The organism is Rhodobacterales bacterium HKCCA1288 (assembly GCA_015693905.1).
Taxonomy (GTDB): domain Bacteria; phylum Pseudomonadota; class Alphaproteobacteria; order Rhodobacterales; family Rhodobacteraceae; genus M30B80.
On the sequence record CP065161.1, the window covers coordinates 1826091 to 1842908 of the forward strand.

Genomic DNA, 16818 nt, shown 5'->3' on the forward strand with positions numbered 1-16818 from the left:
TCATATCGCTTTGCATGGCGGCGCTGATGGTTACCAGTGCCGCCGATGCCCAAACCGCACCTTTGCGTGTGGTGTCTATGAACCTTTGTACCGATCAACTGGCCATGATGCTTGCCGATGAGGGGCAGTTGATCTCGGTGTCCGATATTGCGACCGATCCCAATATGTCACCTATGGCAGAGGCGGCGCGGGCCTATCCCATCAACCACGGGCAGGCAGAGGAAATCTTCCTCATGCGCCCTGATCTGGTTGTGGCGGGGCGATATTCCGATCCTGTGGTCTTGGATATGCTGCGCCGCCTTGGCATTGCCACAGCGCAGATTGATATTGTCTCCAATCTTGATCAGGTCAGCGACCGCATTCGCGAGATGGGGGAAATTCTTCACCAAACTGCCCGCGCGGGCGAGTTGGCAGATGCATTCGAGGCAGATTTGGCACGATTGCGCGCGGCCCCGACTGGCCCGCGTGCAGCGTTTTACTACCCCAACAGCTATAGCCTTGGCACAGGCACGCTCAGCCATGAAATCATCACGATTGCAGGGTTTCGTCACATTGCCGAAGAAATGGGGCGCAGCCGATCAGGGCGGCTTGATCTGGAATTGTTAACATTGGCGCAGCCCGATCTGATCATCCATGCCGAGCTTTATTCAGGCAACTCCCGTTCCGAAGAGGTCATGTCACATCCCGCCCTCGCCCATCTTGGCGCGATGCGCACGCAATCCAATGCGGATTGGGTCTGTGGCACCCCTGTCGTCCTGCGCGCGATCCAAGATTTGCGCGCCCTTCGCGCGAGGATGGAGGGATGAGCGGGGTGTCGCAAAAACTGCTTTTCACAGGTCTTGGCCTGATGGTGGGGCTTTTGACTTTAGCCTCGCTCTTGATCGGCCCCGCTGGGTTTTCTATTGCCGATAGCCTTGCCGCACTCTTCGACGGCACAGGCGATGCTGTCAGCCTTGTGATGCAAGAAATCCGCCTGCCGCGCGCCTTACTTGCGATCATGGTTGGGATAAGTTTGGGGCTATCAGGGGCGGCCTTGCAGGGCTATCTGCGCAATCCCTTGGCCGAACCTGGATTGATTGGTGTATCCTCTTCGGCCGCATTGGGGGCAGTGGTCACTTTGCAAACGGGTCTGGCCGCACAGGTGATGTTTGCTTTGCCGTTTTTTGGCCTGTTCGGGGCAGGCGTTGCCGTGGTGCTGCTGCTGCTTTTGGCGGGACCACGGGGTGGGTCACTTACCCTTATCCTTGCGGGGATCGCAATCAGCGCGTTAGCTGCGGCCCTGACGTCACTTGTGTTGAACCTGTCGCCAAACCCTTTTGCAACGTCTGAAATCGTCTTTTGGATGTTGGGATCATTGGCAGATCGCAGCTTTTCTCATATCACCATTGCCCTGCCCTTTATGGTGTTGGGGTGGATATTAATCTTGTCCGCGTCACGCGGGTTAGATGCGCTGATCTTGGGCGAAGATGCGGCCGCATCTTTGGGCATCAACCTGACCCGCTTGCGGTGGGTTTTGGTCTTGGGGGTCGCAGCCTGCACAGGGGCGGCAACATCCGTGGTTGGGGCGATTGGATTTGTTGGTCTTGTTGTCCCGCATATCCTTAGGCCATTTGTGGGCGCACGCCCCTCACGGCTTTTGCCCGCATCCGCGCTTGGCGGCGCGGCACTTGTCTTGGCCGCCGATATCGCCGCGCGCATCATCTTACCTGATCGTGACCTAAAATTGGGTGTGGTCATGGCCATCATCGGCGCACCCGTTTTCCTGCATTTGATCTATCGCACAAGGCGGGCCGAGCTATGACCACATCATGTCTCAGCTTGCAGGATTTCACTGTCCATCGCGGGGAATGTCCCGTTGTGGATCAGGTCAGCACTGAATTGCGGGCAGGCGATTTGGTTGGCCTGATTGGCCCCAATGGCGCAGGAAAGACCACCTTGATGCGTGGCGCGCTTGGACTTTTGCCCCATCAAGGCCACTCATCGCTGAGCGCATTGCCCGCCAATGCGCGCGCCCGTGCTGTCGCATGGCTGCCGCAAACCCGCGAAATTGCATGGCCTGTATCAGTGGAAACCTTGGTCATGCTGGGCCGCGTTCCACATTTAGGCGCGGGGCAATCCCCACGGGCCGAAGATCACGCCGCAGTCTCTGACGCCTTGGCCGCAATGGATTTGACGGGGTTTGCCACCCGCCCTGCCACGGCGCTGTCAGGCGGTGAGCAGGCACGCGTGCTTATGGCGCGGGCACTTGCACAAAACTGCCCGCTGATCATGGCCGATGAACCCGTTGCAGGGCTTGATCCGCGTCACCAGATTGCCACGCTGGCGCATCTGCAAAGCCTGACGCAAAGCGGCAAGGCCGCGCTGGTCTCGCTGCATGATCTGGGCCTTGCGGCGCGGTTTTGTGATCGATTGATTCTCATGGATCGCGGCCAAAAAATTGCCGAAGGCCCGCCCGAGGATGTGTTGACCGAAGATCATCTTCGCAGCGTTTTCGGCATCACCGCGCATATCACCCAATCAGAACAGGGCCTGATCTTCCAAGCCTTGGAGGTTGTCGAATGACCGCGACCCTGACTCATCCATGGCTGATTTGGGATCTCGGCAAACCGCATGCCTGTCTCAGCTTTGCCCCCTATCGGGGCGGTTTCGTCTCTGCCCAACAGATTGCGTGGCGCGAGGTGCGCAATGCCGATTTGCCGCCCGATTTTGATGTGATCTCGTGGTTGGAGGGCCAAGTTAATGAGAGACTTGACCACGCGGATCAGGCAATTGCGATGCTAACTTCGCGTGATATCCGCTTTCACCATTTTGACACGGCAGTGGTTGGTCAGACAAAAGTAGAGGCATTGGTGACCCTTGGCCTTTCAAATGCCGAACGCATCGGCCACCGCCGCCTTGCCTGCCCTGAAGAGTATGGCACGATCAACATTGCTGCCCGTCTCAATCAGTGCCTAAGCGAAACCGCGATGATTGAAGCACTGACCATCATGGCCGAGGCGCGCACAGCCGCCGTCATGGAGGCGCGCTATGAGGTCATGGTCAGCGGCGCGCCCGTCATTGCCACAGGAACAGGCACGGATTGCCTGACCTTGGCCTGCGTCCAAGGCGAAGATCGGCACCACGCCCATGCAGGACTGCACACAGAAATCGGTCACGCATTGGGACGCGTGGTTTATGATGCTGTGCGGACAGCCTGCGACACCTATCTCAGCGAAGAGGCAACGGCATGATCGAATTACTTCTCAAAGGCGGCCCAATCCTTATGTTGATTGCAGCGCTTTCTGTGATCAGCCTTGCGGTCATCCTGTGGAAGATCAGTCAGCTTTTGTGCCTTGGCGCGCTTCGCTCAGGGCAAAACACCGATGCGGCAATCTCGCGGTGGTGCGCAGGTGAGGATGTCAGCGCCGTGCTTGCGGCGCGCAGCGGGATGCGCGCAGAATTTGCCCGTGATGCGATCCGCCTGCGCGAAAGCGCCGACTGGGATGAAAGCAGCCGAAAGGAAGAAATTGCCCGCATCGCCCGCGCGCGGCTTCAAGAGATCAGCGCAGGGTTGCGTGCCTTGGAACTGGTTGTGACGATTGCGCCACTATTGGGCCTGTTGGGCACGGTTTTGGGCATGATTGACGCGTTCCAAGCCCTTCAGCTTGAGGGCGGGAATGCCGACCCTGCCACGCTTGCAGGGGGGATTTGGGCCGCCCTTTTAACCACCGCCGCAGGCATGGCCGTGGCGATCCCAGTTGCGATGTGCCTGACATGGTTCGACACCATCCATGACAAAATGCGCCACAGCTTTGAAGATATAGCCACGCGTATTTTTGCAATCAAAGGCCCCGCGGCATGAGGTTAGACTTTCACCAACCCCGCATCGGCAGACGCAAGGCTAGCCTTGCGCCGATGATTGATGTGGTGTTCCTGTTGTTGATTTTTTTCATGCTCGCCGCACAAATGGGCCGCGACAGCACCGTATCTATGCGTCCCGCCACGCCCAACGCAAGCACCACCGTGATTTATGAAGGCCCACCGCGTTTGGTTACACTCGGGGCCGATCATCTAATGCTCAATGGGCAGGTCATAGATGCCGCTGATCTCATCCCCGCATTGCACAACCTGATCCAAGAAGATGGATCAGAAGCCGCACAAAAAATCATTCTGCGTCCTGAGGCGGGTGCAACAGTTCAACAGTTGTTATCCTTGATGGCCGCGTTGCGGGCGGGCGGTTTAGACAATCTTGCGGTGATTGAATGAGACTTATCCCCCCACAAAGCCGCAGCAGACGACACTTGGCCGATCTTGATATGGTGCCGATGATCAATGTCGTCTTTTTGCTTTTGATCTTCTTTCTCACCAGCGCAACCTTACGCGCTAAGCCGCCTGTGGAACTGACCCTGCCCGTGTCACCCTTAGCCGAAGCGTCAGATCCCGCGCGTGATGCGGTGCTGTATATCGCGGCGGATGGTTTGTGGCACTACGGTGCCGAACAGGGCCGCGAGGCAGTGTTGGCGGAACTTCAATCGGCTCTGTTACGGGATGCAGAGACTGAATTTACCCTGAAACTTGCGCTGGATGCCACCTTACCCGCCCAAGATCTGGCGCGCGCTTTGGCGGATTTTTCCGCGATTGGTGTGGGGCGTGTCGACCTCATCACCCGCGCAGGGGGTGCCCCATGATCCGACTTGGCGCGCAAATATTTGGGTTTCTTACCCTATCGCTTGGGCTGCATCTGGGTGCTGCCACTTGGATTGGCGCAGGGGCGCCGCAAAACATGGTCGGGGATGAAGCAGCAGGCGATCACGGGCATGCGCAACTGTCGCTTTCCGCGGCCCCGCAAGATTTGGCGGCCCTTGTTGATCAATGGTCACGGCCGCCCGAACACAGCCAAGTCATACCAGACGTTCCACCGATGGCTGCCCCACTTGCGCCCATGCGCCCAGAAATTGCACCGCTTGCACCGCCAAACCTAACCGAACGCCGTCCTGAATTGGCACCGCAACTGCAAGAGGCGGCACCCGCGCTGGAACCTGAGGTTCCAAACGCGCCAACGCCCACCGCCCCCGCACCGCGCCCTGCAACACGCGCAAGCGGTGGGGCCGAGGCCGCGCCAACCACCACAACCGCCGCCACAAACAGCGAAGATCAGGATGTGATCATGCGCTTGATGTCCCATTGGGGCAGCGGAATTTTACGTCAATTAGAACGCAGCCCTAGCCGCCCACGCGGGCGCGGCGCGGCAACCTTGCGGCTTGTGATTGATGCCGATGGCCGCCTTCATGATGTTCGAATTCTAGCGGGCACGGGCCAAGCTGATTTGGACACAGCCCTCTTGGCTTTTGTGGCAGAGGCAAGCCCATATCCACCCGCCCCAGATGGGATTAGCGCCGCACGATTTAATTTCGATCTGCCCTTGCGCCTGCGCTAGCCCGCCGCGCTGTGCAACGGGGCAAAACGGCCTATGTTTTGTCACGACAGCTCACGGGTGAATTATGCTATTAGAACTGCGCAATGTCTCAAAATCCTTTGAGAGCGGTGAAGGTCGGGTCACTGTCTTAAACGACCTGTCCTTACAACTGGGCGCAGGCCAGAGCCTTGCATTGACGGGGGAAAGCGGGGCGGGAAAGTCTACCCTGCTTCACTTGGTGGCAGGTCTAGAACGGCCCGATCACGGCGAAATTCTGATCAAGGGCCAAGATATTACGAAATTGGATGATGGGGGCTTGGCCGCCATTCGGCGTCAGTCGATTGGTCTGGTCTTTCAACAGTTCAACCTGATCCCCGCTTTGACCATTGGTGACAACCTTTCCTTTCAAGCGCGGCTCGCGGGTCGATATGATCGCGATTGGATCGCGCATCTGTCACAAAACCTAGGCTTAGAGACGCTTTTGGCGCGCTATCCAGAGGAGATTTCAGGCGGACAACAACAGCGCGTTGCCGTTGGCCGTGCCTTGGCACTGCGCCCTGACCTTATCCTTGCGGATGAGCCCACGGGAAACCTTGACGAAGAAAATGGCCAAGCGGTGCTGTCACTTTTTTTACGACTGATCGCGGAAAGCGGGGCGGGTCTTTTGATGGTCACCCATTCGGCGCGCATTGCCGCCGCCTGCGAGACGCGCCGACATCTCTCACGCGGGCAGTTGCAGGCATTCGATCCATGAACCGCGCCTTGATCCTGACCACCCTATCGGCACTTTTGGGCCATTGGCGCAGACATCCTTTGCAGGTTTTTGCGCTGATTGCGGGGCTTGCACTGGCAACGGCACTGTGGTCGGGGGTTCAGGCCCTCAACGCTGAAGCGCGCGCAAGCTATGCCCGCGCCGCGAATTTATTGGGACAAGATCAATTTGACCGCATCTTGCGCCAAGATGGCCGCGCTATGGATCAAGCGATCTTTTCCGAATTGCGCCGCGCGGGCTATCTTGTTTCACCGCTTCTTGAGGCACGGCTTGGCTCTGGCCCGAATGCCTTACGTGTGCTTGGGATTGACCCTCTAACCTTGCCAGTCGCAGCACTTCCCGAACGGCTGCAATCTGGCAGCATCCCCGTGACGGATATTCTTCTGGGCGGTCAGGTGTTGATGACATCAGACACGGCATCCCGCGGCCTGCCCCCTGATTTGACCGAACACGCGCGCACAATCTTGGCCAATGCCAGCTATGATGACACGCTCGCAACGGGCTTGGTCATCGGCGACATCGCAACAATCGCACAGCTTGTGGGTGAGATAGGGCCAACCGCGTTAATTGTCTCAGCACCCCAGCCTTTTGGACTTGCGCCGATTGACACTTGGCTTGCCTCACGCGGTGACTTGATCCTTCAGCAGGCAGAAACCAGCAATGATCTGGCACGGCTGACAGATAGCTTTCATCTCAACCTAACGGCCTTTGGCTTTCTTGCCTTTGCCGTGGGTTTGTTCATCACCCACGCCACCATTGGTCTGGCCTTTGAGCAACGCCGCACAAGCCTGCGGGCCTTGCGCGCGCTTGGCGTGCCATTGGGTGGGTTGATTGTGCTTTTGGCTGCGGAAATTGGGATTTTCGCACTTGTTTCAGGCATCCTTGGTCTTGGTTTAGGATATGGTTTGGCCGCAACTCTTTTGCCAGAGGTTTCCGCAAGCCTTCGGGGGCTATACGGCGCCGATATCGGCGCAGTGTTACAATTTGATCCGATGTGGGCCGTTGCTGCCCTAGCCATGTCCGTGATCGGGGCCGCGATTGCGGGGGCATCTGCGCTTTGGCGGGTGGCGCGCTTGCCGATCTTGCGATCAGCGACACCGAATTCATGGGCGCAAACCAGTGCCGCCTTACGCCTTATCCAAGCCCTTTTAGGCCTAGGCCTTTTGGCCCTGTCTGGCCTTGTTGTGATCTTTGGCAGCGGCCTGATGATGGGTTTTATCGGTTTGGCTGCGCTCTTATTGGGGGGCGCATTGGTTTTGCCCTTTGGCCTATCGGTGCTTTTGGCGGGCATCGCAACACGGGTCAGGGCCCCGTTTATGCACTGGGCCTTAGCTGATATGCGTCTGTCTTTGCCTGCCTTATCCCTATCTTTGATGGCGCTTTTATTGGCGCTTTCAACGAATATTGGCGTATCCACCATGGTTGGCTCGTTTCGAGCAACCTTTACAGGCTGGTTGGATCAACGGCTTGCGTCCGAGCTGTATTTGACCACCGCTTCCCCCGAACAAGCGGCGCGTGTCACCGACTATCTTACACCGCGTGTTGACGCGATTTTGCCCTTCGCCCTAGTAGACACGCGATTTGGTGGATTGCCCGCCGAATTGCATGGGCTGGTGGATCACGCCACATATCGGGATCACTGGCCATTTCTCGAGGCCCTGCCTGACGCGTGGTCACAGATGGCCGAAGGTCAAGCTGTTATGATCAACGAACAACTCGCCCGCCGCGAAAGGTTGGAACTGGGTCAAGATTTTAATGTAACCCCAAGCCTCACCCTGCCAATCCTTGGGATTTATTCAGATTATGGAAACCCCGAGGGGCAGGCGATCATTGGACTTGATCTGTTTAAGACGCTCTTCCCCGAATCCCCGCCTTTGCGCTTTGCGCTGCGCACTGATCCTGCAACGGTCACAGATTTAGCGGCTGACATCACAGAGGCTACAGGCCTCTCTCCGCAATCCATGATCAATCAAGCGGCGGTGAAAGACATCTCGCTGCGGGTGTTTGAACAAACTTTTCAAGTGACCTACGCGCTGAATGCGCTGACCCTTGGGGTGGCAGGGTTCGCCATGTTCACGAGCCTCTTGACCCTGTCTGAAATGCGTCTTGCGCAAATAGCCCCGATCTGGGCTGCGGGACAGCGGCGGCGGAACCTTGCCTGGGCCGAATTTTTGCGGGTTATCGCCTTTGCCAGCTTCTGCGCCATTTTCGCGCTGCCTTTGGGTCTTGCTTTGGCACATTACCTTTTGGCCATCATCAATGTTGAGGCCTTTGGATGGCGCCTGCCACTGCAAATCTTTCCTGCGGATCTGATCAAACTATGCGTTTTGGCGGCAGCGGCTGCGGCGATTGCCGCCCTATGGCCCGCATGGCAATTGGCGCGTCTCTCACCCCATCGATTGCTTGGACTATTCGCCCATGAACGCTAGGTCGCTACTTGCATTGGTTTTTATATGGATTGCCCCTGTCGCCCATGCTCAGGGTTTCGCGGGGCTTGGCCTCAGCGCCGAAGGATATGCGGCGGTCGATCCGAACCGACCGATCACATTTCCCCAGGATCACACGGCCCACCCCGATTATCGAATCGAGTGGTGGTATCTGACCGCCAATCTAACCGATGCCGCAGGAAACCCGCTTGGGGCGCAATGGACTGTGTTTCGCAATGCAACCCGCCCCGCTGATGGCCAAAGCAATGCCTGGGAAGACGGGCAAATCTGGCTCGGCCATGCCGCTGTTACCCTGCCTGATCAGCATTACCACAGCGAACGCTATGCCCGTGGTGGCACAGGCCAAGCGGGGGCTTTACTAACCGAAAATCTGCTTGAGGTCTGGATTGATGATTGGGGGTTACAGTCTCTAAACACTGCATCAGAGACAGATGCACTTGACCAGATCATTGTCAGCGCGCGCGGCGATACATTCGCATATGACCTCACCCTCACGGCTCATGGCCCGCTCGTGCGCCACGGGGTGAATGGGTTTTCGGTGAAATCGAATGAAGGTCAGGCAAGCTATTACTACTCCCAACCATTTTATCAGGTCAGCGGAACCATCACCTTGCCCGATGGGGCACGGCAAGTGTCAGGACAAGCATGGCTTGATCGCGAATGGTCATCGCAACCATTGGCGGCGGATCAAGCGGGATGGGATTGGGTGTCGCTTCATTTTGAAACGGGTGAAAAGCTCATGGGTTTCTCATTGCGCAGCCGCGATGAAACCCGATTTACCTCGGCCACATGGATCTCGGCAAATGGCCAACCCACCGCTTATGGTGATGGCGCACTCCGCATGACGCCTATTGTGACACATGAGGTGGCAGGGCGGGTTTTGCCTGTCGGGTGGCACATCAGCCTGCCAGAACAGGGTCTAGATATCCGCACGAACGCGCTCAATCCCGATGCATGGATGGGCGGCACAATCCCCTATTGGGAAGGGCCGATTTTTAGCACAGGCAGCCATTTAGGGCGCGGATATTTGGAGATGACGGGGTATTAACCCGCCTGAAACAGCGGGAAGCTGGCTGCCAGCGCCCAAGCCAAAGACAGCCCAAGCGCCAAACCCATGCCAAGAACTGCCGCCTGTCCCCGCCCCAATCGGCCATAGACAAAGCCAAAACTGGCATAAAACAATAGGATCACAGGCAAGATCAGGATCAAAAACAACATCCGATCAAAATCCAATGCGACCGCAAGGCCAAGCGATGCCAAAAAGGCAAAACGCACCAAAATCCGTTTCCATATCGGCGCGCGGGCGGCGGAAATCAGCGCCGCATCCGCAATCATCGCGGGCAATGCGCCGATTAAAATCATCACAAATGGCAGCAGGCGTGCGCCCCCTGCCCAAAAACTGCCGACATAGCGATCAAGATAAAGACCCATAAGACCAAGTGCGACAGCGCCAAACCCGATCCCAATCCACAGGCTGCGCAAAACCCGGCGCGGCGTTGGAAAAATCACCGAACCATGACCTGTGATCAGCAAAATCGCAATCGCAAGCCCCCCATAAAGGGCAAGGTGCAGCGCGAGGTAATCGGCAAGAATGACAGGCAAAAATGGCAGAGATGCCCCCCGTAAAACCACAGGCGTTATCAGCGCGGGCAGAAGCGCGGCCAACCAAAAGGCGCGCGGCGCAATTGGCAAAACCCGCCTTGGTTTGCCGCTAAATCCCAATGTCGCAAGCCCGCCGAGGGCCATCACAATCCCCGCAAACCCGCTCAAAATTATTGCGCCATAGGGTGCGATAGAGGGCGGGCTTGCGCGGGTGATGCCAAATTCTGCATCATACCACGCAATCACCTCGGCAATGGCCGCGCGAGAATAGAGAATGCCGACATGCTCGGTCATCGGCGCAACAAGGGCCGCGCGGGCAAAACCTGTCACATCGCGAATGCGATCACCTTCGCTTGCGCCGATTTGTTGCATCACTGATTGCGCAGCCGCGCGTAATCCTGCCTCCCATTGACCATTGATCATCAGGAGCGAGCGCGGCTCGTCAGGCGTAATCGCCAAGGAAAAGACCGATAATGCAGCGGTGGTCGCAACACGCGGATCCTCTATCGCTTGGCGGATGATGATATCACTGGCCATCGAATGGCCCAAATAGGCCAGCCCGTTTGCCTGCCCGACCGCGTCAATGGCGCGATCCGTGACGCGGGCCAGTTCCTGCATCAAATAACGGGTTGTGCCATCTATCGCGGTGACATCGCCGCGCATCGGTTGGCGATTGCGACCATGCCCCTCAAAATCGAAGCTAAAGGTCACATAACCCGCTTTGGCCAAAGATATTTGGTAGGCCTGCATCAGTTGGCGTGACCCTGCAAAACCATGCGCAATTATAATGACCGGCCCCGTGGATGCAGGGCGCTGCATCCATGTCACTGGGGTGTCACCCCATAGCATCTGCTGCTGCACGATATCTGCGCGATCCCGCTCGAGGACGATCACGGCGCTCAATGCGAGAAGCGCGCCCAGTATCAGGCCAATCACAGCGCGGATCATGCCAAGTCTGCCCCTTACCAAGCCAATCTTTGGCCCAAGCTAACGCAAAATTGCCGCTTGCGCACCCAAAGTGATTGTTGACTGGCCAAGACCAAGGACATTTCCTATAGGATCAATGGACTTTCGCCATATCCCCAAAGGGACAAAGCCATGTTTGTTGTCACATTAATCACCAATCCCGCAATCCATTTGGAACCAGAATTGGTGGCAAGCCTCCGCAATGCATTGGGCGGCGGTGATGCTGTGTGGCTGAACCCAAACACAGCGGCAGAATTCACCATTCCGCAAGCGCCCACCAATTTCGAAGACATCTGGGCCAGCCTTCAGGCCGAAGGTGTGGATATGGTTTTGCAACCCCAAGAGGGGCGGCGCAAGAAAATGCTGCTGGCGGATATGGATTCGACCATGATCCGTCAAGAATGCATTGATGAATTGGCCGCCGAGGCGGGTGTTGGCCCGCGCGTGGCCCAGATTACCGCCCGCGCGATGAATGGCGAATTGGATTTCGAAGGCGCGCTTCGCGAACGTGTGAGCCTGCTCAAGGACCTCGATGTCGCGGTGATCAGCCATGTTTTGGAAAAGCGCATTCACCTTATGCCGGGCGGCCCCGTTCTTTTGGCTACTATGAAGGCAAATGGGGCCTATGCCGCGCTTGTATCTGGAGGGTTTACGGCCTTCACGGCGGCCATTGCAGATAGGCTTGGGTTTGACGAACACCGCGCAAACACGCTTTGCGCCGAAGGCGGTCAGCTGACAGGCAAGGTGACTGACCCAATCTTGGGACGCGAGGCCAAAGTGGAGGCCTTGAATGACATCACAGCACGGCTTGGGATTACCCCTGCCGATGTCTTGGCGGTCGGCGATGGCGCAAATGATTTGAGGATGCTGCAACTTGCAGGGGCGGGGGTCGCATTACACGCGAAACCTACAGTGCAAGCGCAAGCCAAGCATCGGATCAATCACGGTGATCTAACGGCGCTTCTTTACATGCAAGGCTACGCCGCAACAGATTTTATCAAGGCCTAAAGTAAAACCGCGCGCAAATCTCTTTGCGCGCGGTTTTTTGGTTTATTCAGCAGGCACAGCCGCCGCTTCAAGGCTGATCGGATGGGGCAGCTTATTGAGCATTTCCTTGGGGCAAACCTGCAAGAAGTTTGCCTTCTCACTCTCCCAATTCTTGAGGATCATATCTGCTTTCTGCGAGGCCGTTTCCGCATGATGGCGGGTGATCAGATCACGCAACTGCTCTTCCCAATGTGCGACTGTGACGGGGCAAGTCACCAATGTCTCAAGGTTCATATTGATCAAAGCCTCACCGCTTGGGTCATAGAGATAGGCCATACCGCCCGTCATACCCGCGCCAAAATTGGCCCCAATTGACCCAAGGATCACGGCAACGCCGCCCGTCATATATTCACACCCGTTCGAGCCACAGCCCTCGACCACGACTTTGGCGCCTGAGTTACGCACCGCAAAGCGCTCACCCGCGCGACCCGCTGCAAAGAGATAGCCATCGGTGGCGCCATAAAGAACAGTGTTGCCGATGATGACGTTTTCAGAGGCCTTCAGAGGGCTGACTTGAGCGGGTTTCACGACAATCGTGCCACCTGACAGGCCCTTACCCACATAGTCATTGGCATCACCCGACACCTCAAGCTTCAATCCAGGCGCGGCAAAGGCCCCTAAGGACTGCCCTGCCGAACCCTCCAATTTCACCGTCAGGTGATTTGGTTGAAGGCTGTTGCGCATCCCGAATTTCTGCACGATGTGGCTAGATGTCCGCGTGCCAATGGTGCGTAGCGTGTTCTGCACAGCGTAAGACAATTGCATCTTTTCGCCATCTTGCAAAAAGCGCGCGGCATCCGCCACGATCTGTGCGTCCAACGTGTCAGGCACAGAGTTGCGCGGCTTATTGCGATCATAAACAATCTTATCCGCCCCATCGACTGTGATCAGCATGGGGTTAAGATCAAGATCATCCAAATGTGCCGAACCACGGCTGACCTGTGTCAACAAATCGGCGCGGCCAATGACGTCATCAAGACTGCGCGCGCCAATCTCTGCCAGAATCTCGCGCACTTCTTGCGCGTAGAAGGTGATCAGATTGACAACCTTATCTGCGTTGCCTGTGAATTTTGCGCGCAGGCTTTCGTCTTGCGTGCAAACGCCCACGGGGCATGTGTTCGACTGGCACTGGCGCACCATGATACATCCCATGGCAATCAACGCAGCCGTGCCGATACCATATTCCTCGGCCCCCATCATGGCTGCCATGACAATGTCACGACCTGTGCGCAGGCCACCATCGGTGCGCAAGGTGATTCGATCGCGCAGGTTGTTCATCGACAAGACCTGATGCGCCTCGGTCAGGCCCATCTCCCATGGCAGACCCGCATATTTGATCGAGGTCGCGGGGCTTGCACCCGTGCCACCATTGTGGCCCGAGATTAGGATGACATCCGCCTTTGCCTTGGCGACACCCGCCGCAATCGTGCCAACGCCCGATGAGGCCACCAATTTCACGGTGACTTTAGCGCGGGGGTTGATCTGCTTGAGGTCATAGATCAGCTGCGCCAAATCTTCGATGGAATAGATATCGTGATGCGGCGGCGGCGAGATCAACGTCACACCCTTGGTCGAGTGACGAAGGCGCGCAATCAAATCTGTCACCTTCATACCAGGCAACTGACCGCCTTCACCCGGCTTGGCGCCTTGTGCGACCTTGATTTCCAACTCCTCGCAATGGTTCAGATATTCCGCAGTAACGCCAAAGCGGCCCGATGCGACCTGTTTGATCTTGGCGCTTGGGTTGTCGCCATTGGGCTCTGGTGTGAAATGTGCGGGATCTTCACCGCCTTCACCACTATCGGATTTCGCGCCAATGCGATTCATCGCCACGTTGAGCGTCTTATGGGCCTCGGGGCTAAGCGCCCCAAGGCTCATGCCTGGCGTGACAAAGCGCTTGCGGATTGAAGTGATGGATTCCACTTCTTCGATCGCGATAGGCTGACCCAAAGGCTTAATGTCCAACAAGTCGCGCAAATGAATGGGCGGGTTGGCGCGCATCTTGGCGGAATATTGTTTCCACAATTCAAACGAGGCTTTGTTGCATGCCATCTGCATCATATGCATCGACTGCGCTTCCCAAGCGTGGGTTTCCCCCGAACGGCGGGATTTATAGAAACCGCCAATTGGAAGGATTCCATCGCCCTGCAACCAACCAAGCGCGTGGACTTCTTCACATTTTTTCTGAAGACCCGAAACGCCAATGCCCGAAATGCGGCTCGTCATGCCGGGGAAATATTCCGCAACCATGGCGCGGCTCAGACCCACAGCCTCGAAGTTCAAACCACCACGATATGAGGAGATCACCGAAATCCCCATTTTGGCCATGATTTTCAACAAGCCTTGGTCAATCGCGTTGCGATAGCGTGCGACCGCTTCGGTCAAAGTGCCCTCCAACAGACCGCGCTCAATGCGATCTGCTAGCGAATCCTCGGCCAAATAGGCGTTCACTGTGGTTGCCCCACAGCCCACCAGAACCGCAAAATAATGCGGGTCAATGCATTCCGCTGATCGGATGTTGAGCGAGCAGAATGTGCGCAAGCCCTTGCGCGTCAGCCACGAATGCACCGCGCTTGTCGCCAAGATCATTGGCATCGCGACTTTGTCTGCGCTTTGGAACCGGTCGGTCAGCACGATATGCGCTGCACCCGAACGCACTGCATCCTCGGCCTCTTGGCGAATGCGCTCTAGCCCATCACGCAAGCCATTTTTATCCGCACCCGCAGCAAAGGTCGCGTCAATCGTCACCACGGCATCGCCAAAATGCTTTACCATCGCGTCAAATTGCGCATTGCCCACGAAAGGACTGTCGAGAACCAAAATCTCTGTCTGGCTGCTATCTTCGTCCAACACATTCTTCAGGTTGCCGAAGCGCGTCTTAAGGCTCATCACCCGATATTCGCGCAAACTGTCAATCGGGGGGTTCGTCACCTGACTGAAATTCTGGCGGAAGAAGTGGCTCAAGGGACGATATTTCTTCGACAAAACCGCGCTTGGCGTATCATCGCCCATAGAGGCCAAGGCCTCTTTGCCATCTTCGGCCATTGGTGCAAGGATATGTTCCAATTCCTCAATCGTGTAGCCCGCAGCCACCTGACGGCGGCGCAGATCTTCGCCTGAGAAAATCGCCGTTTCTGTAAGCCCTTCGGTTTCCTTGGCCAAATCCGTGATCTTGCCGACCCAGTCGCCAAACGGGCGCGCCGCAGCCAAAGCATCCTTGATCTCGGTATCGTGGAATAGCTTTTGCGTTTCCATATCTACCGCAATCATCTGACCAGGCCCAAGCGCGCCTTTTTCGATCACGCGCGCCTCATCAACAGGCACCATGCCCGCCTCGGAACCCGCAATCAGCATCCCATCGCCCGTCACCACATAGCGCATTGGACGCAGACCGTTTCGGTCAAGACCCGCACAAACCCAACGTCCATCGGTCATCGCAAGGGCGGCGGGGCCATCCCATGGCTCCATCACCGAATTGCAATAGGAATACATATCCTGCCATGCCTGCGGCAATTCGCTGGCAGTTTGGCTCCAAGCCTCGGGAACGAGCATGGTTTTTGCCATTGGCGCGTTGCGACCTGCGCGCACCAAAACCTCGAACACAGCGTCCAAAGCGGCAGAGTCAGACGACCCTTGCGGGATGATCGGCTTAATATCTTCGGCCATATCCCCGAAATAGGTGGATGCCATGCGAATCTCATGGCTCTTCATCCAGTTCACATTACCCTTGAGCGTGTTGATTTCGCCATTATGGGCCAACATGCGGAATGGCTGCGCCAACCACCATTGTGGGAATGTGTTGGTTGAATACCGCTGGTGGTAAATCGCGAAGGCGGATTCAAACCGCTCATCCTGAAGGTCGGGATAGAATTCCGACACCTGTTCCGCCAACATCATACCTTTGTAGATGATGGAACGGCAGGAAAGAGAGCACAGATACAGTTGCCCCACGCCTGCGGCCGCAGCAGCTTTTTCAATACGGCGGCGGATGACATAAAGCTCGCGCTCGAATTGTTCGTGATCGATGCCCTTTTCGTTCCGGATCAAGATTTGCTCAATCTCGGGCCGCGTTGCATTGGCCTTTTCACCAAGGCAAGCGGTATCAACAGGCACATGACGCCAGCCGTAAATATAGTGCCCCATCCGCAAAACTTCGGTTTCGACAATCGTGCGGCACCGCTCTTGCGCACCAAAATCCGAACGCGGCAAGAACACCTGACCGACTGCAATCAATTTGTCAGAGGCAGGCTCATGGCCTGTGCGGCGAATTTGATCATAGAAAAACTGCACAGGGATTTGCACATGGATGCCTGCGCCATCGCCTGTCTTTCCATCCGCGTCCACAGCGCCGCGATGCCAAACGGCCTTAAGCGCGTTGATCCCGTTTTCCACCACGCGGCGTGAAGGTTTGCCATCGACAGCAACGACCAAACCCACACCACAAGAGGAATGTTCCTCCTCAAGGGAATACATACCATGCTCGGCCATAAACGCGCGCTTGGCCTCTTCTGCAGCCACCCATTCGGCATCAAACTTGGTCATCACTCATACCTTTCTTTCGGAAGGGGCATCTTCGGGATGCGCGAAAC

Annotated in this window: 14 protein-coding genes; 12 read left to right on the forward strand and 2 right to left on the reverse strand. The window is 56.8% G+C overall.

All coding sequences use genetic code 11. The features are described from left to right. Positions 1-26: 26 nt before the first annotated feature. From I3V23_08965 to I3V23_09015, 11 genes are all read left to right on the forward strand, one after another. Complete coding sequence (locus I3V23_08965; GenBank protein QPI84716.1) at positions 27-806, forward strand: ABC transporter substrate-binding protein; 780 nt, start codon at positions 27-29, stop codon at positions 804-806. Further along, complete coding sequence (locus tag I3V23_08970) at positions 803-1801, forward strand: iron ABC transporter permease (protein ID QPI84717.1); 999 nt, start codon at positions 803-805, stop codon at positions 1799-1801. Before I3V23_08965 ends, I3V23_08970 begins: the two co-directional genes overlap by 4 nt. Further along, positions 1798-2562, forward strand: coding sequence for an ABC transporter ATP-binding protein (locus tag I3V23_08975; GenBank protein QPI84718.1), 765 nt, complete (start codon positions 1798-1800; stop codon positions 2560-2562). Before I3V23_08970 ends, I3V23_08975 begins: the two co-directional genes overlap by 4 nt. Further along, positions 2559-3230, forward strand: a complete 672-nt coding sequence (locus tag I3V23_08980; GenBank protein ID QPI84719.1) for an adenosylcobinamide amidohydrolase — start codon at positions 2559-2561, stop codon at positions 3228-3230. Before I3V23_08975 ends, I3V23_08980 begins: the two co-directional genes overlap by 4 nt. Further along, a complete protein-coding gene (locus I3V23_08985) occupies positions 3227-3841 on the forward strand; it encodes a MotA/TolQ/ExbB proton channel family protein (GenBank protein QPI84720.1) in 615 nt (204 codons plus the stop codon). The genes I3V23_08980 and I3V23_08985 overlap by 4 nt, the downstream gene beginning before the upstream one ends. Further along, entirely contained in the window at positions 3838-4245 is a 408-nt protein-coding gene (locus I3V23_08990; protein ID QPI84721.1) for a biopolymer transporter ExbD, read from the forward strand. The genes I3V23_08985 and I3V23_08990 overlap by 4 nt, the downstream gene beginning before the upstream one ends. Further along, on the forward strand, positions 4242-4667 hold the full coding sequence (locus tag I3V23_08995) for a biopolymer transporter ExbD (protein ID QPI84722.1): 426 nt from the start codon (positions 4242-4244) through the stop codon (positions 4665-4667). Before I3V23_08990 ends, I3V23_08995 begins: the two co-directional genes overlap by 4 nt. Further along, positions 4664-5416, forward strand: coding sequence for a TonB family protein (locus I3V23_09000; protein QPI84723.1), 753 nt, complete (start codon positions 4664-4666; stop codon positions 5414-5416). Before I3V23_08995 ends, I3V23_09000 begins: the two co-directional genes overlap by 4 nt. A gap of 64 nt (positions 5417-5480) precedes the next feature. Further along, positions 5481-6149 carry an ABC transporter ATP-binding protein gene (locus tag I3V23_09005; GenBank protein ID QPI84724.1) on the forward strand — a complete coding sequence of 223 codons (669 nt, stop codon included), beginning with the start codon at positions 5481-5483 and terminating at the stop codon, positions 6147-6149. Positions 6150-6160: 11 nt separating this feature from the next. Beyond that, positions 6161-8596: an ABC transporter permease gene (locus tag I3V23_09010; GenBank protein ID QPI86773.1), complete on the forward strand. Its 2436-nt coding sequence runs from the start codon at positions 6161-6163 to the stop codon at positions 8594-8596. After that, a complete protein-coding gene (locus tag I3V23_09015) occupies positions 8586-9662 on the forward strand; it encodes an iron ABC transporter permease (protein ID QPI84725.1) in 1077 nt (358 codons plus the stop codon). The genes I3V23_09010 and I3V23_09015 overlap by 11 nt, the downstream gene beginning before the upstream one ends. Here I3V23_09015 and I3V23_09020 read toward each other — a convergent pair. Beyond that, positions 9659-11164, reverse strand: a complete 1506-nt coding sequence (locus I3V23_09020; protein ID QPI84726.1) for an alpha/beta fold hydrolase — start codon at positions 11162-11164, stop codon at positions 9659-9661. The genes I3V23_09015 and I3V23_09020 overlap by 4 nt on opposite strands. A gap of 150 nt (positions 11165-11314) precedes the next feature. Between I3V23_09020 and serB the strand changes: the two genes are divergently transcribed. After that, complete coding sequence (gene serB, locus I3V23_09025; protein QPI84727.1) at positions 11315-12190, forward strand: phosphoserine phosphatase SerB; 876 nt, start codon at positions 11315-11317, stop codon at positions 12188-12190. A 42-nt stretch (positions 12191-12232) separates the two neighbouring features. Here the strand turns inward: serB and gltB are convergent, their stop codons facing one another. Continuing rightward, positions 12233-16771: a glutamate synthase large subunit gene (gene gltB, locus I3V23_09030; GenBank protein QPI84728.1), complete on the reverse strand. Its 4539-nt coding sequence runs from the start codon at positions 16769-16771 to the stop codon at positions 12233-12235. Between the last annotated feature and the right edge of the window lie 47 nt (positions 16772-16818).

Excerpts from the sequence above, each read along its gene's own strand:
- I3V23_08980 (QPI84719.1), top strand. The coding sequence starts at position 2,559 with ATGACCGCGACCCTGACTCATCCATGGCTGATTTGGGATCTCGGCAAA.
- I3V23_09015 (QPI84725.1), top strand. The coding sequence starts at position 8,586 with ATGAACGCTAGGTCGCTACTTGCATTGGTTTTTATATGGATTGCCCCT.
- I3V23_08995 (QPI84722.1), top strand. The coding sequence starts at position 4,242 with ATGAGACTTATCCCCCCACAAAGCCGCAGCAGACGACACTTGGCCGAT.
- I3V23_08985 (QPI84720.1), top strand. The coding sequence starts at position 3,227 with ATGATCGAATTACTTCTCAAAGGCGGCCCAATCCTTATGTTGATTGCA.
- gltB (QPI84728.1), bottom strand. The coding sequence starts at position 16,771 with ATGACCAAGTTTGATGCCGAATGGGTGGCTGCAGAAGAGGCCAAGCGC.
- I3V23_08965 (QPI84716.1), top strand. The coding sequence starts at position 27 with ATGGTTACCAGTGCCGCCGATGCCCAAACCGCACCTTTGCGTGTGGTG.
- I3V23_08975 (QPI84718.1), top strand. The coding sequence starts at position 1,798 with ATGACCACATCATGTCTCAGCTTGCAGGATTTCACTGTCCATCGCGGG.
- serB (QPI84727.1), top strand. The coding sequence starts at position 11,315 with ATGTTTGTTGTCACATTAATCACCAATCCCGCAATCCATTTGGAACCA.
- I3V23_09020 (QPI84726.1), bottom strand. The coding sequence starts at position 11,164 with ATGATCCGCGCTGTGATTGGCCTGATACTGGGCGCGCTTCTCGCATTG.
- I3V23_09000 (QPI84723.1), top strand. The coding sequence starts at position 4,664 with ATGATCCGACTTGGCGCGCAAATATTTGGGTTTCTTACCCTATCGCTT.
- I3V23_09005 (QPI84724.1), top strand. The coding sequence starts at position 5,481 with ATGCTATTAGAACTGCGCAATGTCTCAAAATCCTTTGAGAGCGGTGAA.
- I3V23_08990 (QPI84721.1), top strand. The coding sequence starts at position 3,838 with ATGAGGTTAGACTTTCACCAACCCCGCATCGGCAGACGCAAGGCTAGC.
- I3V23_08970 (QPI84717.1), top strand. The coding sequence starts at position 803 with ATGAGCGGGGTGTCGCAAAAACTGCTTTTCACAGGTCTTGGCCTGATG.